This is a genomic window from Micromonospora sp. NPDC049204, from assembly GCF_040647935.1.
Taxonomy (GTDB): Bacteria; Actinomycetota; Actinomycetes; order Mycobacteriales; family Micromonosporaceae; genus Micromonospora.
Window position 1 is genome coordinate 182,981 of the sequence record NZ_JBEZDC010000010.1, and the last position, 23,406, is coordinate 206,386.

General features: G+C 71.9%; 21 protein-coding genes. 10 read left to right on the forward strand and 11 right to left on the reverse strand.

Annotated elements, in window-relative coordinates; translation table 11 throughout:
* Positions 1-46: 46 nt before the first annotated feature.
* The 4 genes from AB0A90_RS20600 (at position 47) to AB0A90_RS20615 (ending at position 3,579) form a co-directional block, all read left to right on the forward strand.
* On the forward strand, positions 47-1,963 hold the full coding sequence (locus AB0A90_RS20600) for a nitrate- and nitrite sensing domain-containing protein (protein WP_357250106.1): 1,917 nt from the start codon (positions 47-49) through the stop codon (positions 1,961-1,963).
* A complete protein-coding gene (locus AB0A90_RS20605; RefSeq protein ID WP_357250108.1) occupies positions 1,960-2,409 on the forward strand; it encodes a roadblock/LC7 domain-containing protein in 450 nt (149 codons plus the stop codon). Before AB0A90_RS20600 ends, AB0A90_RS20605 begins: the two co-directional genes overlap by 4 nt.
* Complete coding sequence (locus AB0A90_RS20610) at positions 2,387-2,767, forward strand: DUF742 domain-containing protein (protein ID WP_357250111.1); 381 nt, start codon at positions 2,387-2,389, stop codon at positions 2,765-2,767. The genes AB0A90_RS20605 and AB0A90_RS20610 overlap by 23 nt, the downstream gene beginning before the upstream one ends.
* A gap of 74 nt (positions 2,768-2,841) precedes the next feature.
* On the forward strand, positions 2,842-3,579 hold the full coding sequence (locus AB0A90_RS20615; RefSeq protein ID WP_357250113.1) for a cellulose binding domain-containing protein: 738 nt from the start codon (positions 2,842-2,844) through the stop codon (positions 3,577-3,579).
* A 73-nt stretch (positions 3,580-3,652) separates the two neighbouring features.
* Here AB0A90_RS20615 and AB0A90_RS20620 read toward each other — a convergent pair whose 3' ends face one another.
* The 3 genes from AB0A90_RS20620 to AB0A90_RS20630 form a co-directional block, all read right to left on the reverse strand.
* Entirely contained in the window at positions 3,653-4,585 is a 933-nt protein-coding gene (locus tag AB0A90_RS20620; RefSeq protein WP_357250115.1) for a DUF4394 domain-containing protein, read from the reverse strand.
* A gap of 251 nt (positions 4,586-4,836) precedes the next feature.
* On the reverse strand, positions 4,837-5,433 hold the full coding sequence (locus AB0A90_RS20625; RefSeq protein WP_357250118.1) for a hypothetical protein: 597 nt from the start codon (positions 5,431-5,433) through the stop codon (positions 4,837-4,839).
* 114 nt (positions 5,434-5,547) lie between these two features.
* Positions 5,548-6,213 carry a hypothetical protein gene (locus tag AB0A90_RS20630; protein ID WP_357250121.1) on the reverse strand — a complete coding sequence of 222 codons (666 nt, stop codon included), beginning with the start codon at positions 6,211-6,213 and terminating at the stop codon, positions 5,548-5,550.
* Positions 6,214-6,222: 9 nt separating this feature from the next.
* On the opposite strand from AB0A90_RS20630, the gene AB0A90_RS20635 reads away from it, so the two are divergent.
* Both AB0A90_RS20635 and helR read left to right on the forward strand, forming a co-directional pair.
* The gene (locus tag AB0A90_RS20635) at positions 6,223-6,603 is read left to right on the forward strand and encodes a YccF domain-containing protein (RefSeq protein WP_357250124.1); all 381 of its coding nucleotides are present in this window, start codon (positions 6,223-6,225) and stop codon (positions 6,601-6,603) included.
* A gap of 153 nt (positions 6,604-6,756) precedes the next feature.
* Positions 6,757-8,886, forward strand: a complete 2,130-nt coding sequence (helR, locus tag AB0A90_RS20640; protein WP_357250127.1) for an RNA polymerase recycling motor ATPase HelR — start codon at positions 6,757-6,759, stop codon at positions 8,884-8,886.
* Between the two features lie 19 nt (positions 8,887-8,905).
* Here helR and AB0A90_RS20645 read toward each other — a convergent pair whose 3' ends face one another.
* A complete protein-coding gene (locus AB0A90_RS20645; RefSeq protein WP_357250130.1) occupies positions 8,906-10,990 on the reverse strand; it encodes a PQQ-dependent sugar dehydrogenase in 2,085 nt (694 codons plus the stop codon).
* Between the two features lie 176 nt (positions 10,991-11,166).
* Positions 11,167-11,718: an RNA polymerase sigma factor gene (locus AB0A90_RS20650; protein ID WP_357250131.1), complete on the reverse strand. Its 552-nt coding sequence runs from the start codon at positions 11,716-11,718 to the stop codon at positions 11,167-11,169.
* Between the two features lie 58 nt (positions 11,719-11,776).
* Here AB0A90_RS20650 and AB0A90_RS20655 point away from each other — a divergent pair, with 58 nt between their 5' ends.
* Complete coding sequence (locus tag AB0A90_RS20655; RefSeq protein WP_357250135.1) at positions 11,777-13,141, forward strand: serine/threonine-protein kinase; 1,365 nt, start codon at positions 11,777-11,779, stop codon at positions 13,139-13,141.
* Here the strand turns inward: AB0A90_RS20655 and AB0A90_RS20660 are convergent.
* A complete protein-coding gene (locus AB0A90_RS20660) occupies positions 13,128-13,820 on the reverse strand; it encodes a hypothetical protein (protein WP_357250138.1) in 693 nt (230 codons plus the stop codon). The two genes, AB0A90_RS20655 and AB0A90_RS20660, sit on opposite strands and share 14 nt — an antisense overlap.
* 260 nt (positions 13,821-14,080) lie before the next feature.
* Here AB0A90_RS20660 and AB0A90_RS20665 point away from each other — a divergent pair, with 260 nt between their 5' ends.
* The 3 genes from AB0A90_RS20665 to AB0A90_RS20675 are packed head-to-tail and all read left to right on the forward strand — an operon-like array spanning position 14,081 to position 18,102.
* Positions 14,081-16,117 carry a serine hydrolase domain-containing protein gene (locus AB0A90_RS20665; protein WP_357250140.1) on the forward strand — a complete coding sequence of 679 codons (2,037 nt, stop codon included), beginning with the start codon at positions 14,081-14,083 and terminating at the stop codon, positions 16,115-16,117.
* Positions 16,118-16,159: 42 nt separating this feature from the next.
* Positions 16,160-17,455, forward strand: coding sequence for a histidine kinase (locus tag AB0A90_RS20670; RefSeq protein WP_357250143.1), 1,296 nt, complete (start codon positions 16,160-16,162; stop codon positions 17,453-17,455).
* A complete protein-coding gene (locus tag AB0A90_RS20675) occupies positions 17,452-18,102 on the forward strand; it encodes a response regulator transcription factor (protein WP_357250146.1) in 651 nt (216 codons plus the stop codon). Before AB0A90_RS20670 ends, AB0A90_RS20675 begins: the two co-directional genes overlap by 4 nt.
* Before the next feature lie 13 nt (positions 18,103-18,115).
* Here AB0A90_RS20675 and AB0A90_RS20680 read toward each other — a convergent pair whose 3' ends face one another.
* Genes AB0A90_RS20680 through AB0A90_RS20700 form a run of 5 tightly spaced genes read right to left on the reverse strand, consistent with a single transcriptional unit; the run spans position 18,116 to position 23,406 of the window.
* On the reverse strand, positions 18,116-19,240 hold the full coding sequence (locus AB0A90_RS20680) for an LLM class flavin-dependent oxidoreductase (RefSeq protein ID WP_357250149.1): 1,125 nt from the start codon (positions 19,238-19,240) through the stop codon (positions 18,116-18,118).
* Positions 19,241-19,258: 18 nt separating this feature from the next.
* On the reverse strand, positions 19,259-20,326 hold the full coding sequence (locus tag AB0A90_RS20685; protein WP_357250151.1) for an LLM class flavin-dependent oxidoreductase: 1,068 nt from the start codon (positions 20,324-20,326) through the stop codon (positions 19,259-19,261).
* Positions 20,323-20,838: a GNAT family N-acetyltransferase gene (locus AB0A90_RS20690; RefSeq protein ID WP_357250154.1), complete on the reverse strand. Its 516-nt coding sequence runs from the start codon at positions 20,836-20,838 to the stop codon at positions 20,323-20,325. Before AB0A90_RS20690 ends, AB0A90_RS20685 begins: the two co-directional genes overlap by 4 nt.
* Positions 20,835-22,181, reverse strand: coding sequence for an NtaA/DmoA family FMN-dependent monooxygenase (locus AB0A90_RS20695; RefSeq protein ID WP_357250156.1), 1,347 nt, complete (start codon positions 22,179-22,181; stop codon positions 20,835-20,837). The genes AB0A90_RS20690 and AB0A90_RS20695 overlap by 4 nt, the downstream gene beginning before the upstream one ends.
* 16 nt (positions 22,182-22,197) lie before the next feature.
* Complete coding sequence (locus AB0A90_RS20700) at positions 22,198-23,406, reverse strand: LLM class flavin-dependent oxidoreductase (protein ID WP_357250160.1); 1,209 nt, start codon at positions 23,404-23,406, stop codon at positions 22,198-22,200.

The following is a 23,406-nucleotide window of genomic DNA, read 5'->3' on the forward strand; positions in this document are numbered from 1 at the left end:
TGGAGTGCCCCCGCCGGGGACGCCGCCGCACCGAGCGGTGCGGGACGTGACGCCCAGCGAGGTCCGGCTGATCCGGACGAGGCTCGTCGTACTGGCCGCCGTCCTGGTCACACTCTGGTCGTACGCGGCCTATCTGACCAGCCAGGACGCCCTCGACCTGGTGCGGGTGCGGGCCCTGGCGGACACCCTGGGCCAGCCCATCGACCGCCTGATCCTGAGCCTTCAGGTCGAACGTCGGGCCAGCGCCGAGGCGCTCGCCGGAGCCGGGCCGGCGGCGACCCCACTGGGCGGGGCGCGTGAGGTCACCGACCGGGCCGCCGCCGAGCTCCGCAGGTTCCGCGCGGGCCGCGACATTCGGCTGCTCAGCGCCGGCGAGGTGCGCGACCGGGCCGACGAACTCGTCCGCCGGCTCGACGGCCTGAGCACGATCAGGTCCCAGGTGGACGCCGGGCAACTCGACCAGGCCGAGGCGGTCGACGGGTACGACCAGGTCGTCGACGTCGCCTTCCGGGTGTACGGCCCGGAGTGGGGCGCGAACGAGAGCACGTTGGCCGCCGACAGCCGCGCGGTGATCGCGCTGGCCCGCGCCCGGGAGTTGCTCGCGCGGGAGGACACCCTGGTCAGCGCGGCCCTCACCGCCCAACGGCTCGGCCCGGACGATCGCCGCCGGCTGACCGAACTCGTCGACAACCAGCGGTTCGCGCGTACCGAGGCGGCGGCCGGGCTGCCGGCCGACGGCCCGGCAGAGCACCGGCGGATCGCGGGCGGCCCCGCGTTCGCGGGGCTGCTCGCCCTGGAGGACAGGCTGGTGCGGACGGACACCGCAAACGCCCTGGCCGGGACCACCCTGGCGGACTGGCGGGCCGCCGCGGATCCCGCCCTCGGCGCGCTGCAGACCCTGGTGACGAGCACCGCCCGCAGCAGTGTCGAACGGGCCACGCCGGGTGCCGCCGTGCTCGTCGCCCGGACCGGCGCCGTGGTGGGGCTGGGCCTCATCGTCGTGCTCGTGCTCCTGGTGAGCTGGGCGAGCACCGTCCGACGGCTGACCGACCAGCTGACCCGGCCGATCGTCGACGCGCCGGTCCCGACCCCGGACGTGGCGGCGGCGCCCGACGGTCCCGACCGGGAGCTGTTCCTGCGGGTCACCCGCCGCAACCAGGTCCTGCTGCGCGATCAGCTCGACCTGCTGGACGGGATGCAACGCCGGGAGCGACCCGCCGAGGAGAGCAGCGAGCTGTTCCAGCTCGACCACCTGACCACCCGCGTCCGGCGCAACGTGGAGAAGCTGATCGCCCTCGCCGGCGCGCGGCCCGCCCGCCGCTGGCGGCGCGCGGTGCCGATGCTCGACGTCGTACGCGGTGCCGTCGCCGAGGTGCCGGACTACCAGCGGGTCCTGATCGCGCCGTACTGGCCGTGGTCGCTCGCCGGCCCGGCCGTCACCGACGTCGTCCACCTGCTGGCGGAGTTGATCGAGAACGCCCTCTCCTTCTCGCCGGCGGACACCACCGTCCGGGTCGGCGGCGAGCAACGGACACCGGGGTGCGCCATCCTGGTCGTCGACGACGGGCCCGGCCTGGACGCCGCCGCGCTGGCCGACGCGAACCACCTGCTCGCCAGCCCGCCCGCGGCTCCACCACCGGGTCCCACCGGTCTGTACACCGTCGCCGTGCTGGCCCACCGATGTGGCGCCCTCGTCTCGCTGCGTCCCAGCCGGCGCGGCGGGACGGCGGCGGTCGTGCTCCTGCCGGCCCACCTGGTCCCGGCGCCCGACACCGGCCGGAGACCCTCCACCTCGCCGCCACCCGCCCCGTACCCGCCCGCGCACCACGGCACCGACCCGAGCGGCGACGGCGCGCTGCCGACGCGGGTCCGTCAGACCGGGCCACCCGACCCCGAACACGGCAGGGCCGGCCTCGACACGGTCGAGATGCCGGTCGCCAGAACAGCGAGGAGAGACCCATGACCTCCGCAGTGGTCACCGACGACGGCCTGACCGGCGCCCTGGACCGCCTGGTCGACCGAGTGCACGGCGCGGAGTTCGCCGTCGTGCTGTCCCCGGACGGGTTGCTCCTCGGCGGCTCCCGGCAGGTGGAGACGAAGCTCGCCGAGCAGATCTCCGGCGTCGTCGCCGGCCTGATCGCGTTGGGGCTGGCCGCCACCCGGACCTGCGAGGCGGGCGGTCTGCGTCAGGTCGTGGTGCAGATGGCGCGCGCCTTCCTCTTCGTCGCCACCATCGCGAACGGGACCATCCTCACCGTGCGGATCTCCGGTGACGACGTCAAGGTCGGCGACATGGCGTACGAGGTGGCGCTCTTCGTGGGGCAGGCCGAGCAGCACCTGCCGATCACACTGGGTCCGGCCTCCTCCGCGACGATCGGGGACACGTGTGCGCACCAACGGCACCGCTGACGAGGCGTGGTACGACGACGACGCTGGCCCGGTCGCCCGGCCCTACACGATGACCGGCGGGCGTACCTCGCCCGTGGGCGGTCAGTTCGACCTGATCTCGCTCGTCGTCGCCCGGCGGGCGGCCGCGCCTCCCACCCCGCTCTTTCCCGAACAGGCGCGGATCGTCGAGCTGTGCCACCATCCGGTGTCGGTTGCCGAGGTCGGCGCCGAGTTGGACCTCCCGCTCGGGACCGTGCGGGTGCTGCTCGGCGACCTGCTCGCGGCCGGACTGATCGAGACGCACGACCCGCCGGTGCTGTCGGAGCTGCCGACCACGGATCTGCTTGAGGCGATCCTCGTCGGGCTCCGCACCCTGTGACAGGGCAGGGGCCATCCGCGACGGATCGCGGGCGGGCATCCGGCGACGAACTGAAGGGAAGACAGGCAGTGCCGGTGACACCACCCCAGCCACGCCGTACCGTGGCGATCATCCTGCTGGACCGGATCGTGGCCCTCGCCACGACTGCCCGGCGGGTGCTCAGCGGTCGCGACGACGCCTCGCGGATCACCTGGGTTGCCGCGGTCGCGGTGCTCGGGGTGCTCGGGGTGACGGCGGTTCTCGTCGCCGGAGTGCTCCGCACGCCGGAGAAGATGGCGCCGGTGACTCTCGACCCGCCACTGTCGGTGGATCCGGTGGGCACGACGCCGGGCGGCACTCCCCGAGCGCGGGCACAACCGGCAGCGACCAGCCCGGCGGTGGCCGCTTCCCCGCCCGCCGCCTCGGTCACCGTGGTCCCTCCGCCGACCGTCGGGGCCACGACCAGCCCCGCGCCGACGGGTTCGACCGCCGTACCCACGCCGGCCCCCCTGATCGCCGACTTCGCCGTCGAGGACACCGCACTGCTCAGTTATGGCGCGGCCGTGACCATCACCAACCCGGGGCCGGTTCCGGCACCACAGTGGACGTTGGTGCTCACCCTGCCCCGGGAGTCGCTGCGGGTCAGCGCGGTCGAGGGCGCGCAGGCCAGCCGCGACGGCGCGGTGTGGACGTTCGTGCCGGACGGCAGCGCCGCTGCGGTGCCCGGCAGCTCGTCGGTCCGGGTGACGTTCCGGGTCAACGGCGCACCCACCGGTGCCGCCCCCGAGGCGTGCACCATCGACGGGGTCGCCTGCACCGGGCTGCCGGGTTGACCGGCGCGCGCCTGCCAGAACACGGCCAGGGGTGACCCACCCGAAGGTGGGCCACCCCTGTCAGACATCGGGGCTACTGCTGGTTGAGGTGCAGCGCGAGATCGATGACCAGGTATTTCACGGTGAACGCACCGGTCAGCTGAGCGGTGCCGCTGAGCAGGTCGATCTGGTACACCTGGCTGGGGAAGCCACCGTTGAGGACGGCGTAGGCGTTGTTGCTCACCGCTCGTCCGCTGCGCAGGGTGCTGTGGATGTCGAAGCCGGCCCGCGGGTTGGCGGCCACGCCCAGGCTGCCGGTGGCGACGAGTTGGCCAGCGTTTGCCGGGGACTGCAGCGCGACCTGGTCGAGGTTGGTGTCGATGTCGAACAACGTGGTCGCGGTGCTCGGATCGAGGTCGACGTTCGTGTAGGCCGCCGCGGTCAGCCCGGGGGCCGCGGTGACCGCAGGCGGGTAGGTGAGGGTGCCGTCGGCGAGGGTGACGCCGCCGACGTTGACGTTGTGCCGCAGATTCTGGCCCACGTCGCTGATGATGCGCAGGCGATCGGCGGCCGGGTTGAAGTCGACGCCGAAGAACGACCCGCTGAGGGGGATGGTCAGCTGGCTGACCTTCGTGGCAGCGGCATCGCTGGTGGACAGCGTGAAGATGCCGCCGCTGTTGCCGACGCCGTAGAGCCGGCCGTCCTGGACCCGGTAGTCGATGCCCACGAGGTTCTCGGCGCCGGGCAGGTCCACCGTGCCGATCACGCAGGCCAACCCCGGTCGGTTGGCGGCGAACTTCAGGAGCTGCTGGTCCTCGGTCAGACCAACCGCCACCCGGCCATTACGGCCACCTGCGTTGAGCAGGTCCCAGAGAATGGTGCAGGAGCCGGCGTTCAACGATGCCGGACCGGCGGATGAGGTAGACCTCGACGAGACGCTGTCGGGCCGGGCTGCCGCGCCCGCCGAGGTCGTCAGCATTCCGATGACGACGGCCGTGCCGGTCAGGAGCAGTCCTCGATGGATCATGCGATGCATGGACGGGCCTTCCTTGCGAGATAGGGAGAATGCCCGGCAGTGGCATCGAAAGAGGGCGTCCCGATCGGTTCATTCGGAACGTTTGCCCAGCTCAGACGCTATATGGCCCGCTCGAAAGTTGCTGTCGGATCACGTACTATCCGAGTCGTCCTCACCGGCACGACGGGATGCGGTGCGGTAAACCGTCGCTGTCGCAGCCACGCTGGTCCCCGTCAGCCATTAACGGCGGGGACCAGCGCAGATCAGCGCACGGCCAGGGGCGGCTCGGCACGCTCGCCCTGCTGGCGCAGGGCCGGCAACGCTGGGGCGAGCGCCACCAGCATGGCCAGGCCGGCGACGGGTAGCAGGTCGAGAGTGACCACCGGCAGGACGATGCCGACGATCAGCAGCGGCACGCTCCACCACGGCAGCCGCCGTTTCGCGGCGAGCATGCCCGCGAGGACGACCAGGCCGAGGAAGAAGAACTGGGGTACGACGTCGTAGAAGGCCACCTCGACGCCGGGGATGGCCTTGAAGTCCGCGCCGAGCGCCGACATCTCCGCCCGGTCGGCCGCCAGGAGACCCTCCACGATGTCGGCGCCGAACTGCACCATCGTCGCGGCGAGTCCCACCATCGTGACGGTCACCACCCCGGTTCGCCAGGGGCTGCGGGGCAGGAGGCGAGACAGCGCGAGCACCCCCGGGACGAAGCACACCATGCCGGCGAGCGCGACCAGATGCGCGGCCTGCCAGTCGAACCCCGGGCCGTACACACCATCGGACTTCGCCCAGAGGCGGACCAGGCCGTAGGCGGCGATTCCGATCGGTCCGGCGAGGACATACAGCTCAGCGCGTTTCATGCCGACCATCATCTGATCCTCGGCGTCGCGGCCGGTTCCGGGAAGATCCTCGCCCGGCCCCCGATTTCCGTCTCAGGTTTTCCACCGAGCCGACCCTCGGTCGGGGCTTCGTCGTCAGGCGCGCCAGACCGCTGCGGCGGCGGCCAGCGCCGCCTCCTGGTACGGCGTTCGCGGCGAGTCCGCGGCGACGACCTCCACCGGCCACCTCTGCCCCAGCGCGACCCAGAGCGTCGACAGCACGCCCGAGTACGTCGACGGCTCGTCCGCGCCCTCGGCCACCAGCAGCACGTACGTCCACGCCGCCGCGTCCGGCGCGCCGTCCAGTGGCGTCCGCCAGGCGCGGTGCAGGCTGCGCCCGTGGCGGCGGGGCGCGTCGACGGACAGGAGGGTGTCGGCCGGGGCTGGATCGGGCGCGTCCGGCGGACCGTCGACGCTGAACCGGTACGACAGTGGCGGCACCTCCGTGACGGCCGGCACGCCGGCCAGGTCGGAGCCGTCGGGCTCACCGACAAAGGCGCGCAGTAGTGCCCGTTCCGCGCTGGTGATCGCGACGCCGTGGAACGTCAGGCTGAGCAGGAGGGTGGCGTCGGCCAGGGCGAACTCACCCGCGGCGTAGTGCTCCCGCACGGTCCCGAGGACATCGTCGGGGAGCCGGCCCGCGAGCCGCCGGCACACGTCGGCGACCGTCGCGTACGTCTTCGCGTCCATGGTGTTCATTCTCGTGGTGGTCGCCGAACGCGGGTGGTCGCCGAGCGCGGGCGGGTGGCGAGCGTCGCTCATGCTGGAGTGGTGATTCGTTTCGTACTGAATGTGCTGTGGCTCGTCTTCGGCGGTGGCATCGTGCTGGCGGTCGGGTACGGCGTCGCCGCACTGATCTGCTTCGTCCTGGTCGTGACGATCCCGTTCGGGGTCGCGTCGCTCCGCCTCGCCGTCTACTCGCTGTGGCCCTTCGGCCGCACCCTGGTGCCGAAGCCCGGCGCGGGCGTGGCCTCCGGGTTGGCGAACATCCTCTGGCTGGTGCTGGCGGGCTGGTGGCTCGCGCTGTCCCACATCGTCGCGGGCATCGCCCTCTGCGTGACGATCATCGGGATCCCGTTCGGCATCGCCAACTTCAAGCTCGTGCCGGCGGCGCTCTGGCCCCTCGGCCGCGAGCTCGTGGACATGCCCTGAGCTTGGAAAACGGGGGCACCTGCTCCCCCGCCACCTCTAACTTATAGCGCACTGGGGGGCTTGCGGCAAGACCCGGGTCGTGCCGCAAAATCGTCGGCCGAGGCCAGAATCTGCCGAAATGGAAGTCATCATTTGAATTCCCTGCCTACCTCCGTGTTCGATCTCCCCGCGCACCTCTCCCCCAAGGCCGACCCGAGGCTCATCGCCCTGGACGAGCAGCATTTCGCGACGATGGCGCAGAGCCTCGACCAGCTGAACACCGAGCTGTCCGAGCGCCTTGCCGCCGAGCGCCTGGCGCCCGGCGGCAAGGGCCGGCAGGCCATGGACCGGGACGAGGAGATCCGCCGGCTGACCGGCCGCCTGCATGCGCTGAGTCGCTACGGCCTGGACCTGTGCCTCGGCCACGTGGTCGGCGCGGACGACCCCGAACCCGTGTACGTCGGGCGGCGTGGCCTCACCGACAGCACCGGTCGGCGGCTGCTGCTCGACTGGCGCTCTCCGGCCGCCGAGCCGTTCTTCGGCGCCACCCACGCGAACCCGATGGGTCTGGCCAGCCGTCGCCGTTACCGCTGGACTCGCGGCCGGATCAGCGACTACTGGGACGAGGTGTTCACCCCGGACGGGCTCGTGGGGCACGCCGTCGCGCTCGACGACCAGTCCGCGTTCATCGCCAGCCTGGGCACTGCCCGCTCCGCCCGGATGCGGGACGTGCTCAGCACCATCCAGGCCGACCAGGACGCCATCATCCGGGCGGGATCGGCTGGCACTCTCGTCGTGGACGGCGGCCCGGGCACCGGGAAGACGGTCGTCGCGCTGCACCGCACCGCCTACCTGCTCTACTCCGACCCTCGCCTGGGTCAACGCCGGGGCGGAGTGCTCTTCGTCGGGCCACACCAGCCCTACCTTGCCTACGTCGCCGACGTCCTACCCAGCCTCGGCGAGGAGGACGTGCAGACCTGCACCCTGCGGGACCTCGTCGACGAGGGCGGGGCGGTTACCGTCGAACCCGACCCGGACGTGGCCCGGCTGAAGTCGTCGGCGGACCTGGTCGGGGCGATCGACGCGGCGGTCCGGTTCTACGAGGACCCACCGGTCAAGCCGATGACTGTCACCACCGACGAGGGCGACCTCTGGCTGGGCGCCGACGACTGGGCCGACGCGTTCCAGGCGCCGGGGCCGGGCACCCCACACAACGAGGCACGCGACGAGATCTGGGCGGAGTTGCTCACGATCCTCGTCGACAGGTACGACGGCGACGAGCCGGACGACGTGCTGCGCCGGTCGCTGTCGCGCAACCGGGAGCTGCGCACCGCCTTCAACCGCGCCTGGCCGTTGCTCGACGCGGCCGACCTGGTGGGAGACCTGTGGTCGGTGCCCGCGTACCTGCGCACGTGCGCGCCCTGGCTCAGCCGGGAGGAGATCCGGACGCTGCAGCGCGACGAGCCCCGGGCCTGGACCGTGTCCGACCTGCCGCTGCTGGACGCGGCCCGGCGGCGGCTCGGCGTCGCGTCGGGGCGTTCGCAGCGGCACGACCCCGCCGCCGCCGTGGAGCGCGAGCACCGGGACCGGGTCGTCGACGAACTCCTCGCGGCCGACGCCTACGACGACGGCGAGGGTCTGTTGACGATGCTGCGCCAGCCCGACCTGCGCGACGCCCTGGCCGACGAGTCCGGATCGCTCACCGCCGACCCGGACCTGCTGGCCGGCCCGTTCGCGCACATCGTCGTGGACGAGGCCCAGGAGTTGACCGACGCCGAGTGGCAGATGCTGCTGGCCCGGTGCCCGTCGCGCAGTTTCACGATCGTCGGGGACCGCGCCCAGGCCCGACACGGGTTCACCGAGTCGTGGCAGGAACGCCTGGAGCGGATCGGGCTGGACCGGATCACCCTGGCCTCACTGAGCATCAACTACCGGACCCCGGAGGAGGTCATGGCGGGGGCCGAGCCGGTCATCCGGGCCGTGCTCCCGGACGCCAACGTGCCGACCTCCATCCGCGGCAACGGGCTCCCCGTCGTACACGGCTCGACGGCCGAGCTGGGCGCGATCCTCGACGCCTGGCTCACCGAGCACACCGACGGGACCGCCTGTGTGATCGGCGACCCGGCGTTCGCACCGGCGTCGCGCGTCCGATCGCTGAGCCCGGAGCAGGCCAAGGGCCTCGAATTCGACCTGGTCGTCCTGATCGATCCGGACGCGTTCGGCACGGGCATCGAGGGCGCGGTGGACCGGTACGTGGCGATGACCCGGGCGACCCAGCAGCTCGTCATCCTGACGAGGCGCTGAGCCGCCCGGCCCACAGCTGTCAGTTGCCGAGCGTGACGTGCAGGATCCTCTCGTTGCTGTTGTTCGGGGTGCTGTCCTTGTCACCGGTGTTGGTGGTGGTCAACCACAAACCGCCGTCGGGAGCCGGCTCCACCGTCCGCAGGCGGCCGTAGGTGCCGCTGAAGTACGTCTGCACGTTCGTCAGGCTGCTGCCGCTGATCACCGCCCGATACATCCGGGCACCCCGCGCACAGGCCACGTAGAGCGCGTCCCGCACGATCGTGATCCCGGAGCAGGACCCCTCCGCGGTCGGATAGGTACGCGCGGGCGCGATGAACCCGGCCGTGCCGCAGGTGCCGCTGGTGCCCTCGCACGCCGGCCAGCCGTAGTTGCCGCCCTTCGTGATCAGGTTGGTCTCATCCATGATCGAGTTGCCGAATTCCTGCTCCCACAGCCGACCCTGCGAGTCGAACGCCAACCCCTGCGGGTTGCGGTGGCCGTAACTCCAGACGTAGTTGCCGAACGGGTTGTCCGAGGGGACCGTGCCGTCCGGGTTGAGACGCAGGATCTTGCCTTCGAGGGCCGACCGGTCCTGCGCGTAGTTGCCGTTCTGCGCGTCGCCCGTGCTGGCGTACAGCTTGCCGTCCGGGCCGAAGCGCAGCCGGCCACCGTCGTGGTACTTGTTCCGCCGGATGCCACTGACCAGCACCTGCTCGCTGGAGGTGTTGAGGCGGCCGTTCTCGAACTTGATCCGCACGATCCGGTTGTCGCTGGGCGAGGTGTGCATAATGTACAACCAGCGGTCACTGGCGAAGCTGGACGACACGGCGAGCCCGAGCAGGCCACCCTCGCCGTCGGTGCTCTGCACGTTCGGCACCGTGCCCAGATTGGTCTTGGCCCCGGTGCTGGGGTTGAGCTGGATGATGTCGTGCGCGTCGCGGCGGTTGTAGAGCACGGTGCCGTCCGACAACGTGACGAGCCCCCACGGGACGTCGGTGTCGGTGGTGACCTGACGCACCCCGCACACCGGGTTGCCACAGCCCGCGCCGGTGGTCACCGTCGTGGTGGCGCTGCGCGACGAGGTGTTGTCCTGCGCGTCCCGGGCCACCACGTAGTACTGGTACGCGGTGTTCGCCGCCAGCCCGCTGTCCGTGAAGGTGGTCACCGGCGGCGTGCCGGTGACCGTGCCGACCTTCACACCACCCCGGAAGACGTCGTACGCCCGGACGCCGACGTTGTCGGTCGACGCGGTCCAGCGCAGGGTCACCGTGGTGCCCGACGCGGTGCCGGAGAGCTGCTGCGGCGCGGTCGGCGCCTGCGTGTCGGCCTGACACTGCGGGGGCGTGATCGACACGGTGGTGCTCGCCTGGGACACGTTGCCGGCGGCGTCCCGGGCGTTGACGTACAGGCCCCAGGTCGCTCCCGCGACCACCGTGAGGCTGGTGGACAGCGTCGAGCCGCTCACCGACTTCATCAACTGGCCGTCGTGGTAGACGTCGTAGAAGGCCACCGCGACGTTGTCCGTCGAGGCGTTCCACGCGAAGGTCACCGAGTTGCACGTCAGGCCGCTCACCCGCGGGCTGCCGGGAGCCGTGGGCGGCTGGGTGTCGGAGCTGCCCAGCGCCGTCGTCCACCGCTGGTTGGCCTGCCCGTTGCAGGTCCAGAGACCCACCAGGGTGCTGTTGGCGGTGGCACCGCCGTTGACGTCCAGGCACAGGCTGGACTGGACGCCGACGATGGTCCCGTTGGTGTTGATCCGCCAGCGCTGGTTGGCGCCGCCGGTGCAGGAGTTGATCTGCAGGGTGGCCGGCGCGGTGGTGTCCTGGCCGACCACGTCCAGGCACATCGTCTCGTCGTAGACCCGCAGCTCACCGGCCGAGGTGAACGTCCAGGACTGGTTGGCCTGACCGTTGCAGTCGTAGATGTTGATGCCGGCGCCGGCCGTGCGGACGTTGCCGACGACGTCCAGGCAGCGGCCCGATGCCGCACTGACCACCGTAGAGGCCGGCGCGGCCGATGCCGGTACGCCGATGGCGACCGTCAGCAGCGTCACCGCTGCCATCGCCGCCGGCAGTAGCCGTCGTCGTCGTGCGTGACGGGGGTTGGGCCGCGCGAAAGCTGACATCCGTCCTCCAGGATCGGGGCGTCGACCGGACCGATCCGGTGCCGGACGACCGGCACCCGACCAAGTCGAACTATGAACATCGAATATCAAAGTTGGGTCGACGTCGCATGTCAAACGATGTCACTCGATCAGCGACAAAACCCCAGATCGATACGATGTCCGGCAGGCCCGCCGCCCTACTCCCCGCCCCGCAACGACTCGCGGACGTGCCGACGGGCGTGATGGATCCGGGACTTCAGCGTGCCGACCGGGATGCCCAGTTGCTCGGCGATCTCCTGGTAGTCCAACTGGCACAGGTCCCGCAACACCAGTGCCGTCACCAACTCCGGCCGGTGGGCCTCCAGCCGGTCCAACGCGTCGAGCAGGTCGAGGCGCGACCCGGCGATGACGCTCGTCGTACGAGGGTCGGCCACCTCGACGGGCAGCAGCGGGCTGGGCTGCTCGGCCGCCCGTCGCCGCAGGGACCGATAGGTCTGGCGGGCACAGTTGGCGACCACGACGTGCAACCAGGTCGAGAAGAGCGACCGGCCCTCGAATCGCTCGATGTGCCTGGCCACCTGCACCAACGCGTCCTGGGCCGCCTCCTCGGCGTCCTGCCGACAGGGCAGGAAACGCCCACACTGCTCAAGGACCCGCGGACCGATCGCCGCCAGCAACGCGTCCCGGGCCGCGCTGTCGCCGGTCGCCGCCCGGCGCGCCAGTTCCTCGATCGACGACCCGTCCACCACCGGCGCTCCCCCCGCTCGTGTGTGACACCCGCAGTTCCGGTTGCCGGATAATACGGCCGTGTCCATCCCGCCACAGGTCGGCCGGTACCGCGTCGCACGCCCCGTCGGCAGCGGGGCGTTCGCCACCGTGTGGCTGGCGCACGACGACGAGTTGCAGGCCCCGGTGGCCGTGAAGGTGCTGGCCGAGAACTGGTCGCAGCGGGCCGACATCCGGGCGCGGTTCCGCCAGGAGGCGCGGTTCATGCGACAGGTCGACTCCGACCATCTGGTCCGCGTGTTGGACATCGGCGAGCTGCCCGACGGTCGGCCGTACCTGGTGATGACGTACGCCGGTGGTGGCACGCTCGCCGATCGGCTGGTGGGCGGGCCGATGCCGGTAGGCGAAGCGGTGCGGGTCGCCGCCGACATCGCCAGGGCGGTGGCCGTCCTGCACGACAACGGTGTGCTGCACCGCGACCTCAAGCCCTCCAACATCCTCTTCGACAGCCCTGCGGCCGGAGGGCGGGTGCTCGTCGCCGACCTGGGGCTGGCCAAGGCGCTCGCGCACGCCTCCGGGTTCACGCTGACCGCCGGCACGCCCGGTTACATGGCACCGGAACAGCTCGTCGCGGGCGGCGGGCTGGACGCGCGCGCCGACGTCTACGCGATCGGCGCCCTGACCCAGCACATGCTGACCGGGAAGCCTCCAGGGCAGGCGATGGAGGCGGCCTCGGGCGTACCCGCCGCGGTCGAGCGCGTCGTCCGTCGGGCTCTGCACCGCGACCCGGGCCGCCGCTGGCCAACCGCAGCGACGTACGCCGACGCGCTGGAGGGTCTGCTCGCCGCGCGACGGGTTCCGGCTCGCCCGTGGCTGCGGCGTACCCGTCGGAGCCTCACCGCCGCCGGCACCGTGGCCGCGACGCTGGTCATGGCCGGATCCGCCACCGTTCCCACCGCCGCACTTGGCTGGACCCGGGTGGCCGACGCGACCGGCGCGCTCTCGGTGGCCGTCCCGGACGGCTGGGCACGGCAACTGCGGGACGCCGGCTGGGACCCGGCCGTGATCGGCCTCGCCGGCGAACGTGGTCCGGGCCTGCTCGTCGGAGCGGACCTCACCGACTGGTCCGACGTGGACAGCGCGACACCGGGGGTCTTCGTCGGGCTGAGCCCTGCTCTCGCGGGAGCCAAGAGGCCGACACTGCCGGATCACAGCGGATGCACGCGTGCCGCCGATCGGGCGATCACCGTCGGTGCCCTCAGCGGGAACGTCGGGCACTGGGCGCGCTGCGGGGGCGCGCAGACGTCCTTCAGCGAGGTCACCCTGGTCGCGGCCGACGGCATCGTCGGCGTGTACGTCCAGGTGAAGCAGAGCGACGGCGCGGACCGTACCGACGAGATCCTCGGCACGTTGCGGGTGGACCCGTCGCTGGTCACCCAACGGTAGTCCGTTCCCATCTTCCGCTGCCGTCGGCCTTGCGCCACTCCCGCTTCTCGGTGCTGCCGTCGAGCTTGCGGACGGTGGCCTGCACGTTCTGGCCCACCACCCGGTACGAGATGAACGTCTCGATCTCGTCGGGCCCGTCGCTGTCGCCCACAATGTACGGCCACGCGGACCGCTTTCCGCCGGTGTCGGAGAGCTGGACGGGCACCAGGGCCTGTGCCCGTCGGGAGCCGGGATTGCCCAGTTCGACGAGGATGAGGGCGTCCTCGGTCGACGGCGCGATCGCGGGCTCCTCGACGATGAACTCGGCGTACACCGGACTCGCGCCGCCCGGCAGGATCTTGCACGGCACGGCGGCGCCGTTGGATCCGTTGCGGAACGTGACCTTGTCGTCGGACCCACCGCAGAATTTCAGGTTGTCGATGACCGCGTTGGGCCAGTCGGTCCGCCTGATCTCGCTCAGCGGCTTGGCCGGCCCGGTGGTGCGGGTGGCCGGGGTGGGGCTGGCCGGAGCAGTCGGGCTGGGGGTGGCCGAGGCCGGATCGCTCGGTGCCGGCGGGCTCGTGCTGGCGGACGGGGAGCCGGCGGGCGCCGCGTCGCCGCCGACCCGGTCGAACGGTGACGTGCAACCGACGACGAACGTAAGGGTGAGCACCACACCGATCAGCAGTCTGCCGCGCATGGACGGTCCTTTCCTCTATCGGGTCTGTCACTGGGTTTGATGCACCCGTACGGGAAGTGGTTCACGCGACCGGGGCGGCGGCGGACGCTCCGCTTCCCACCGTCGGTGCACATGCCCCTCCTCCTCAGGTCGTAAGCGCATTGCCGTCCTGCGCCAGATGGCGGGGTGCGGTCGCTCGAACAGGCTTGTCCCAGGGCGTCGGGTGACGCCGTACGGACCTGTTCCGGAACCCCGTTCGCCTGGAAAGGCAGTAACCGACGATGCGTTCTCTCTTCTCTTCCCCGTCCCGCTCGGCCCGAATCGCACGGCCGCTCGTCCGCCTCGGCGCGGTGGTGGCGACCGCTGTCGTCATCGCCGTGAGCGCCGCGGGCTGTGGCGCGGGGCAGAGCGCTCCCGCGCCACCCGTCGACGCTCCGGCGGCACCGGCTGCCGCGAGCGGGGCGGCCTCCACCCTGACCGACACCGACGCCAACGCCTGGCTCGACGGTCTGCTGCCGGCGGCCCTCGACCGCACCGGCATCGCCGGGGCCACCGTTGCCGTCGTGGACGACGGCAAGATCATCACCACCCGGGGGTACGGCCACGCCGACACCGGGAACGGTGGCACCGGGGCCGTGCCGGTCGACCCGGACCGGCATCTCTTCCGGATGGGTTCGGTGTCGAAACTCGCCACCGCCACCGCCGTCCTGCAACTCGTGCAGAGCGGCAAACTCGACCTCGACGCCGACGTCGAGACGTACCTCGACCTCGACCTGCCGCGCCACTACGAGCGGGCCGTCACCCTGCGGCACCTGCTGACGCACACCGCCGGTTTCGAGGAGCGCATCGCCGGTCTCATCGGCACCGAGGGTGGCGACGTCGATCTGCGTAAGGCCCTGGTGACCGACCCGCCGGACCAGATCTACGAGCCGGGGACCGTCCCGGCGTACTCGAACTACGGCAACTCGCTCGCGGGCTACATCGTCCAACGCGTCAGTGGGACACGCTTCGAGGAGTACGTCCAGCGCAACATCCTGGACCGGGCGGGCATGCCGTCGTCGAGCTTCGAACAGCCCCTTCCGGCGGCACTGCGCGACCGGATGTCCAAGGGGTACGACACCTCCGCCGCACCCGCCGGACCCTTCGAGATCGTCGGCACTCCCCCGGCCGGCGCGTTGAGCGCCCCGGCGACCGACATGGCGCGGTTCATGCTCGCCCAACTCGGCGAGCCTGTCGGTTTCGGACCCCTGCTCGACAAGCCGACCCGCGAACTGATGCAGCGGCCCGCGCTCGACGCGACGTCGCTCGGCACACTTGCCGACGGACCCCGGATGACGCTCGGCTTCTTCGACGAGAGCCGCAACGGCCACCGGATCCTCGGCCATGGCGGCGACACCACGTACTTCCACACCCACCTGCAGATCTACCCCGACGACCGCGCGGGCATCTTCGTCTCGCTCAACAGCAACGGCTCCGGCGCCCTCGCCAGCCACGACCTTCGTCAGTCGGTCGTGAACGGATTCGCCGACCGCTACTTCCCGGCCCGCGACGGACAGCCGACCGCCGGCGTCGATTCGGCGACCGTGGCCAGGCACGCCGCGCTGGCAGCCGGCACGTACGAGTCCTCGCGAGCGATACGCAGCAACTTCCTGACGACGATCGGCCTGGTCGGACGTACCACGGTCAGTGTCGCCGACGGCGGCCGACTGCTGTTCGAGCCGGGTCCACTGTCCGACTCGCCGGCCCTCTACGAGGAGGTCGCGCCCTGGGTCTGGCGTGAGGTCGGCGGACAGCGCACGCTTGCCATGCGGGCGACCGACGACCGGGTCGAGGCGATCAGTTTCGACTCCGCGTTCGCGCTGCTGCCGGTCGAGCCCGCACGCGGCTCCGCACTGGCCCTCCCCGTGCTCGTCGGGTCGACAGTCGTGCTGCTGCTCACCGTCCTGTCCTGGCCGATCGGCGCGTACGTCCGCCGCCGGCTCGGCCGCACCCCACGCGAGCGGACCGGGCGCACCGCGCGGATCCTGAGCCGCGTCGCCGTCGCCGGCACGCTCCTCGCCTTCGCCGGTTGGGTGCTGGCCCTCAGCAGCATCATGAGCCTGCGGGACGTCCCCGGTGGGGTGCTGCGCGTCGTGCAGGTGCTGCAACTGGTCGGCCTGCTCGGTGTGCTGCCCGCCGCCGTCCGGCTGGTCGACGACGTCCGACGCCACGTCGGCTGGCGGAGGATCGCCGGCAGCGCCCTGCTCCTGCTCGCCCTCGCCGGTGCGGGCTGGTTCGCCGTGGAGTTCCGGCTGCTCGCACCTAGCATCTCCTACTGACCCGCCCGACCCGGGACGATCCGGAGCAAGGATGCGCACCGCATGACGGACCACACCGACACCGAACCCGGCTCACCGCGCCTGACGAGATGGCTCGACGGACGACTCACCCGACTCGGCGTGACGGGGGTGTTCCCCCGGGACTGCCTGCTCGCGGTGGCGCTGACCGTAACGACGTTCGTCCTGCTGACAGTGCTCGTGTGGTTCGTGGCACCGGAGGACGGGGTGTCCTTCGACCCGGCGCGGGCGTGGCTGCTCATCGCCCTGTGCTGCGTCCAGGCGATGCTGCTGTGCCTGCGTCGGGTCCGCCCACTGCTCTGCCTCGCGCTCGTCGTCGGCCTTCAACTGCCGGTCATCGGCGCCTCCCTGCCCGAGGCGACCGTCCGGGGTGTCGCTCCGTTCGTCGTGGCGTACACCATCGGGTCGGTGCTGCCGTCCCGGCACGCGCTGCTGGCCGTCGGCGCGGCCGTGGTGGTGGAGTCGGTCGGGGCGGCCGTCGTGGTGACCCCCAATCTCCTGACGGCCGTCGCGTACGTCTCCGCGAGCGCTCTGACCTACCTCAGCGCGGCCTTCGTCGGCAGGTACGTGGCCACGTCCCGCCGCTACGTCGAGCTGGTCCAACTGCGAGCGGAGGAGACGATCCGGGAACAGCACACGAAGATCCAGGGGGCGATCGGCGCGGAACGCGCCCGGATGGCCCGGGAGTTGCACGACGTGGCGGCGCACCACCTCTCCGGCATGGTCGTCCAGGCGGCGGCGGTCGAGCGGTTGATCGACCGGGACCCGGCCGCCGCGAAGGCCGGGGTGGCCTGGATCCGGAGCCAGGGCAAGGAGACCCTGGACAACCTGCGACTGGTCGTCGGTGTGCTGCGCGGACGCCCGGGGCACGAGGGTGGCGACGGTGGCGCACCGGTGCCGGGCCTGGGCATGCTCGATGACCTGGTCCGCACCGTCGGCACCCTCGCCGGTCCGGTAGAGCTCGTCCGCGAGGGGCAGCAACGCGAGGTGGCGCCGATCGCCGACGTCGCGCTCTACCGGATCGCGCAGGAGTCGCTCAGCAACGCCCGTCAGCACGCCCCGGGCGCGGCGGCGCGGGTGGTGCTCCGCTTCCTGCCCCGCTCGGTGTCCCTGGAGGTGGTGAACGAACCCGCCGCCCGGCGTGCCGTGCCGGCGGCGCGGACCGGCGGTGTCGGCCTGGTCGGGATGCGCGAGCGCGCGCAGCTGATCGGAGCGACGTTCGCGGCCGGCGCGACCGCGGCCGGTGGTTGGTCGGTCACCGCGACGCTACCCACGAACGATCCCGTCGCGTCGCAGCCCAAGGGAGAGGCCCCGGCATGATCAGAGTGATGCTCGTCGACGACCAGGCGGTCGTCCGCGCCGGCTTCCGCGTCATCCTCGAGGAGGCCGGGGACATCGAGGTCGTGGCGGAGGCGTCCAGCGGTACGGCCGCCGTCGAGCTGGCCCGTCGGCTGCAACCGGACGTGATCTGCATGGACGTCCGGATGCCGCACGGCGACGGGCTCACCGCGACCCGAGAGATCGTCGCCACGGCAACGCCACCGGCGGTGCTGGTGGTGACGACCTTCGACCTCGACGAGTACGTCTTCGGCGCGCTGGAGGCCGGCGCCAGCGGGTTCATCCTCAAGGACTGCGAGCCGGAGGACCTGATCGAGGCGGTCCGTCGCCTCGCCGACGGGTACGGCCTCGTCGACCAGGCCGTCACCCGCCGGGTGATCTCGGAGTTCGCCAGGCGTACCCCCGCGCCCCGCTCGGACGCCGCGGCGGCCCACCAGCTGACCGCACGGGAGACCGAGATCGTGGAGTTGCTCGCGCAGGGGCTGTCCAATGTCGAGATCGCCGACCGGCTCTTCATCGAGACCAGCACGGTGAAGTCGCACCTCGGGCGTGCCATGGGCAAGATCGGCGCACGGGACCGGTTGCAGACGGTCGTGTGGGCCTACCAGAACGGTGTGGTCCGTCACTGAGAGGCACGCCGCTTCAGTTGATCCATTCCTTGGCGAGCAGCTCGTAGGAGCTGACCCGGTCGGCGTGGGCGTGGGTGATCGTGGTGACGAGCAGCTCGTCGGCGGCGGTGACGTCCCGCAGGGTCCGCAGCCGCTCGGCGACCCCCTGGGGTGATCCGACGAACTGGGTGTCCACCCGGTCGGCGACGAGATCGCGGTCGTCGTCGGTCCACGGCAGCGCGGCGGCCTGCTCCGGGCTCGGGAACGGCATCGCGCCCTCGCCGCTGCGGATGCTGCGCACCCACGGCCCGTACGGTGCGGCCAGCCGGCGGGCCGCGTCGTCGGTCTCGGCCACGACCACGTCGGCGGAGACCACCACGTACGGCTCGGCGAGCGTGGCAGAGGGTTGGAACGCGGCCCGGTAGGCGGCGACCGCGTCGAGGATCGACGAGGGGCTGACGTGGTAGTTGGCGGCGAAGGGCAGGCCCAGCGCACCCGCGAGCTGGGCGCTCTCCCCGCCGCTGCTGCCCAGCAGCCACACCTGAAGGTCGCTGCCCTCCCCCGGTACGGCGTGCGCGTCCAGCCCGTCCGCGTCGCGGTAGTCGCCGCGCAGCAGGGCCAGCACGTCGGCCACCTGCTCCGCGAAGGGTGGCGGCTGTGCGCCCGGCTGGTGCAGCAGGGCGGTGCTCAGAGCGAAGCGTGGTGAGGCGAGCACGCTGGCGTAGGAGAACGGTGGCGGAATGAGCAGCCCGTCGACCAGCCGGGCCGCCACCGGCGGCGGTGCGGGCGCGGCGCTCTCCCGGGCGGCCTCGATGCGCCGCTGACCGGAGCGGCCCAGCCCGAGGTCGATGCGGCCGGGGTACAGGGCGGCGAGGGTGCCGAACTCCTCGACCACCGACAGGGCGGTCCGGTGCCCGACCTGGACGGCACCGGAGCCGACGCGGAGCACGCTGGTGGCGGCGGCGACCTGCCCGATCAGCACGGCCGGCGCGGAGCTGGCGACACCTGCGGCGAGGTGGTGTTCGGCAAGCCAGTACCTGTGGTAACCGGACTGCTCGGCGCGGCGGGCCAGGTCGACGGTGTTGCGGAGGGCGTCGGTGACAGTGCCGCCGGCGGGCACCGGGGAGAGGTCGAGGATTGACAGTGGCGTGGACGGCATGGTGGTCCCCGTTTCTGGTCAGGCCGCCGCGGCGGCGGTCGCCGGCGGTGCGAAGGGGCGGCTGGGGATCTCCCGGCGCAGCACCGGGGCCACCTCGGCCTGGAAGAGTTCCAGGCTCTCCCGGTGCTGCTTGTCGGTCAGCCCGTCGTGGTCGGCCTGGAGGTGGATGACCTCGTGGCCGAACTGCTCGTGGTAGCGCAGCACCTTGTCGACGAGCTGCTGCGGGCTGCCGACCAGCATCGAGCTGCGGTCGATCGCGTCCTCCAGGGTGGCGAAGACGGGTGGCACGCCGAGTCGCTGAAACGCGGCCAGCCGGGCGTCGAAGATCGGCCGGTACCGCTCGATGGCCTCCTGCGAGGTGCGGGCCACGTAGAAGCCCGCGGTGCCGGCACCGACGAGCGCGTCGGCCGGGTCGTGTCCGTAGTGGACCCACCGTTCCCGGTAGTGGCGGATGAGCTCGGCGTACGGCTCGATGGGGTTGGTGACGTTGGCGGAGAAGATCGGGTCGCCGTAGCGGGCGGCGAGGTCGACCGAGTCCCTGCTGGTGGCGCTGCCGTGCCAGATCCGGATGGGCTGTTGCAGAGGGCGCGGCCAGGTCTCGGCGTCGGTGAGCGACGGCCGGTACGTCCCGGACCAGGTGACCTTGTCCTCTCGCCAGAGCCGGCGGAACAGCTCGTAGCCCTCCCGGTTGCGGTCCCACTGGTCCTCGGCGGTGACGTGGAACAGTTGCGCCTGCGCCGCGCCGTTTCCCTTGCCGATGATCAGTTCGAGTCGGCCGTTGCTGAGGTGGTCCAGGGTGGCGTAGTCCTCGTAGGCGCGGACCGGGTCGAGCAGGCTGAGCGTGGTGACCGCGGTGAACAGACGGATGGTGGAGGTGCGGGCCGCGATGTGGCTCAGCACCACGGGCGGCGACGACGAGATGAACGGGCGCTCGTGGCGTTCACCGACGCCGTACCCGTCGAAGCCGAGTTCCTCGGCGAGGACTGCCGTGTCGACCACGTCCCGGAACCGGTCGGTGGTGCTCCTGCGCTGGCCGGTGACCGGGTCGGGCAGGTGGGTGATGAGCGTTATCAGCAGGAACTTCACGCCGGGACCGTCACTTTCGTGGGCAGGGTCAGGGTCGGGCGCAGCACCAGGGCGAAGCAGCGGGAGTACGGCAACACGTCGTACGGGGCGAACACCGGGATCGGCCGGTAGCCGGCCACCTCGTAGCGGCGTACCGCGTCGGGTTGGCGGTCACCGGTCTGGAGCACGATCCGCGCCGCGCCGAGCCGACCGGCGGCCTCCCGGAGCGCGTCGAGAAGTGCCTGAGCGACGCCGCGCCCCCGATGGGCGGGCAGCACGTACATCCGTTTGAGCTCCAGGTCGGCGCCGCGCCAGCGCAGCGCGGCGTGCCCGACCGCTGTGGCGTCGGCGGTGTAGGCCACACCGGTCCAGGCGACCGAGGTCGGGGCGATCACCTGCGCGTCCGGCAGATGGATCGGGTCGGCGAGGCGGTCCGCGTACCGCTGGCGCATCTCCGCCGTCATGGCCGCGCGCAGCGCGACGGCGTCCGGATCGTTCCACCGTCGCTGACACACGAGGGCCGGCGGGGTCACACCGCACCGACCGGGCGGGCGGGGCCGAGGCCGAGGTGGTCGCGCAGGGTGGTGCCGGTGTACTCGCCGCGGAAGACGCCGCGCTCCTGCAACAGCGGCACGACCTGGTCGACGAACTCGTCGAGCCCGCCGGGGGTCAGGTGCGGCACCAGGATGAAGCCGTCGGCGGCATCCGACTGCACGAAGTAGTTCATCCGCTCGGCGACCTGCCGCGCGGTGCCGACGAAGGACTGCCGCCCGGTCACCTCGATGATCAGATCGCGGATGCCGAGCCCTTTCTCCTCAGCCAGCGCCCGCCACCGCCGCGCGGTGTCGACCGGATCGGGATACATGCCGGCGCGACCCCGGCTGATCGCGTCACCGGAGACGTCCGGGTCCTCGGCGGGCAGTGGACCCTCCGGGTCGTACCCGGACAGGTCCCGGTTCCACAGTTGTTCCAACAACAGGATGGCGGTCTGCGGGCTGACCTGCTGGCGGCGGATGTGGTGGGCGCGTTCCTGCGCCTCGGCGTCGGTGTCGCCGAGCACGAAGGTGACACCGGGGATGACAAGCAGGTCGTCGGGTTGGCGGTCGTACCGGGCCAGCCGGGACTTCACGTCCCGGTAGAAGTCCTGGCCGTCCTCCAGGGTGCCGTGTCGGGAGAAGATCGCGTCGGCGCTGGACGCCGCGAACTCGCGCCCGTCCGGAGAGTCGCCGGCCTGCAGGATCACCGGGTGCACCTGCGGGCTGCGGGGCACCGTGAAGTGCCCCGCGATGTCGAACTGGTCGCCGTGGTGGGCGAACCCGCCGGGGGCGGCCTCGGTGAGGTACCGGCCGGCGTCGCGGTCGCCCACGATCGCGTCCGCCGGCCACGACTCCCACAACTCGCGCGCCGTACGCACGAACTCGGCGGCCCGCTCGTAACGCAGCGAGCGGTCCAGGTAGCCGCCCCGGCGGAAGTTCTCCCCGGTGAACGCGTCGGAGGTGGTGACGACGTTCCAGGCCGCTCGCCCGCCGGAGAGGTGGTCGAGGCTGGCCAACTGCCGGGCCAGCTCGTACGGCTCGCGGAAGGTGGCGTTGAGCGTGCCGGCGAGACCCAGGTGCGTGGTGACCGCCGCGAGGGCGGCGAGCACGGTCAGGGTGTCCGGACGACCGACGACGTCCAGGTCGTGGATGCGGCCCCGCTGCTCGCGCAGGCGCAGCCCCTCGGCGAGGAAGAGGAAGTCGAACTTGCCCCGTTCCGCGGTACGGGCCAGGTGGACGAAGGAGGAGAAGTCGATCTGGCTGCCGGACGCCGGGTCGCTCCACACGGTGGTGTTGTTCACGCCGGGAAAGTGCGCGGCCAGGATGATCTGCTTGGGCATGACGGGTCTCCAGTGCTCAGGCGGTCGCCGTGGAGGCGTACCGGCTGGCCGGTCGGGGCAGGCCGAGCAGGTCACGCAGCGTCCCGGCCGGATAGTCGACGCGGAACAGACCGCGATCCCGCAGCGCGGGCACCACCGCCCGGGTGATCGCGGTCAGGTCGTCGGGAAGCACGGCCGGTCGCAGCCGGAAACCGTCCACGCCGGCGCGGTGCCACTCGGCGAGCAGTTCGGCCAACTGCCCCGGGGTGCCGGCGAAAATGGCCGCGTCGGAGGTGAACGTCTCGCCGTTCAGCTCGTCGAGACGGGCGCTGCGGCGTCGGGCCGATGTCGACGACTCGTCGAGCAGGACGACCACGTCGGCGAGGACGCGCAGTCGCCCGTCGGTCCGGCCGACGGTCGCCTCGGCCGCCCGTACCTCCGCCACGATCGCCTCGGCGTGCCCGGCATCGGTCGGGGTGACGAAGACGACGTCGGCGTGGCGGGCGGCGAACGCGTACGTCACCGCCGAGTGGGCCAGCGCGGCGACGACCGGTTGCCCCTGCGGTGAGCGGGGCACGATGGAGGGACCCCGGACCGAGAACCACCGGCCGGTGAAATCGATGTAGTGCAGCCGCTCCCGGTCGACGAAACGGCCGGTCGGCACATCCCGGATCACGGCGTCGTCCTGCCAGCTGTCCCAGAGCCGGCGGACCACCTCCACCGCGTCGCCGGCCTCGGCGAGGAGGTCGTCGACGAACCGGAGCGCCTCCGGTTCGTCGAGCCGGGCCGGGTCCAGCGGCGGGACGTCGCGACGGCCGAAGTGCCCGGCCTCGGCCCTGCGGGCGGAGACGCGGGGCCGCCAACCGGCCCGCCCGCCGCTGACGTGGTCGAGCGTGGCTATCGCCGTGGAGAGGTGGAACGGCTCGGTGTGGGTGGTGCTGGTGGTCGGGATCAGCCCGATGTGCCGGGTCAGCGGGGCGAGCCGGGCGGCGATCTGCACCGCGTCGAGCCGTCCCCGGAGCTGGTCGGTGCGCTCGTCGGGGCCGTCCGGCCGGGACGTCTGGAGGTCGAGGCTGTCCTCGATGGTGAGCAGGTCCAGTGCGCCGTGTTCGGCCTCGCCGGCGAGGGCGTTCCAGTAGCGGGCGGTCAGCGGCGCGGTCGCGTCGGCGCGCGAGAGCCGCCATGCGGCGGGGTGCCAGCCGAGACCGTCGAGCGCCACGGCCAGGTGCAGGCTCTGGTCGGTCAT

Excerpts from the sequence above, each read along its gene's own strand:
- AB0A90_RS20605 (WP_357250108.1), top strand. The coding sequence starts at position 1,960 with ATGACCTCCGCAGTGGTCACCGACGACGGCCTGACCGGCGCCCTGGAC.
- AB0A90_RS20620 (WP_357250115.1), bottom strand. The coding sequence starts at position 4,585 with ATGATCCATCGAGGACTGCTCCTGACCGGCACGGCCGTCGTCATCGGA.
- AB0A90_RS20625 (WP_357250118.1), bottom strand. The coding sequence starts at position 5,433 with ATGAAACGCGCTGAGCTGTATGTCCTCGCCGGACCGATCGGAATCGCC.
- AB0A90_RS20630 (WP_357250121.1), bottom strand. The coding sequence starts at position 6,213 with ATGAGCGACGCTCGCCACCCGCCCGCGCTCGGCGACCACCCGCGTTCG.
- AB0A90_RS20645 (WP_357250130.1), bottom strand. The coding sequence starts at position 10,990 with ATGTCAGCTTTCGCGCGGCCCAACCCCCGTCACGCACGACGACGACGG.
- AB0A90_RS20660 (WP_357250138.1), bottom strand. The coding sequence starts at position 13,820 with ATGCGCGGCAGACTGCTGATCGGTGTGGTGCTCACCCTTACGTTCGTC.
- AB0A90_RS20665 (WP_357250140.1), top strand. The coding sequence starts at position 14,081 with ATGCGTTCTCTCTTCTCTTCCCCGTCCCGCTCGGCCCGAATCGCACGG.
- AB0A90_RS20670 (WP_357250143.1), top strand. The coding sequence starts at position 16,160 with ATGACGGACCACACCGACACCGAACCCGGCTCACCGCGCCTGACGAGA.
- AB0A90_RS20675 (WP_357250146.1), top strand. The coding sequence starts at position 17,452 with ATGATCAGAGTGATGCTCGTCGACGACCAGGCGGTCGTCCGCGCCGGC.
- AB0A90_RS20680 (WP_357250149.1), bottom strand. The coding sequence starts at position 19,240 with ATGCCGTCCACGCCACTGTCAATCCTCGACCTCTCCCCGGTGCCCGCC.
- AB0A90_RS20695 (WP_357250156.1), bottom strand. The coding sequence starts at position 22,181 with ATGCCCAAGCAGATCATCCTGGCCGCGCACTTTCCCGGCGTGAACAAC.
- AB0A90_RS20700 (WP_357250160.1), bottom strand. The coding sequence starts at position 23,406 with ATGACCGACCAGAGCCTGCACCTGGCCGTGGCGCTCGACGGTCTCGGC.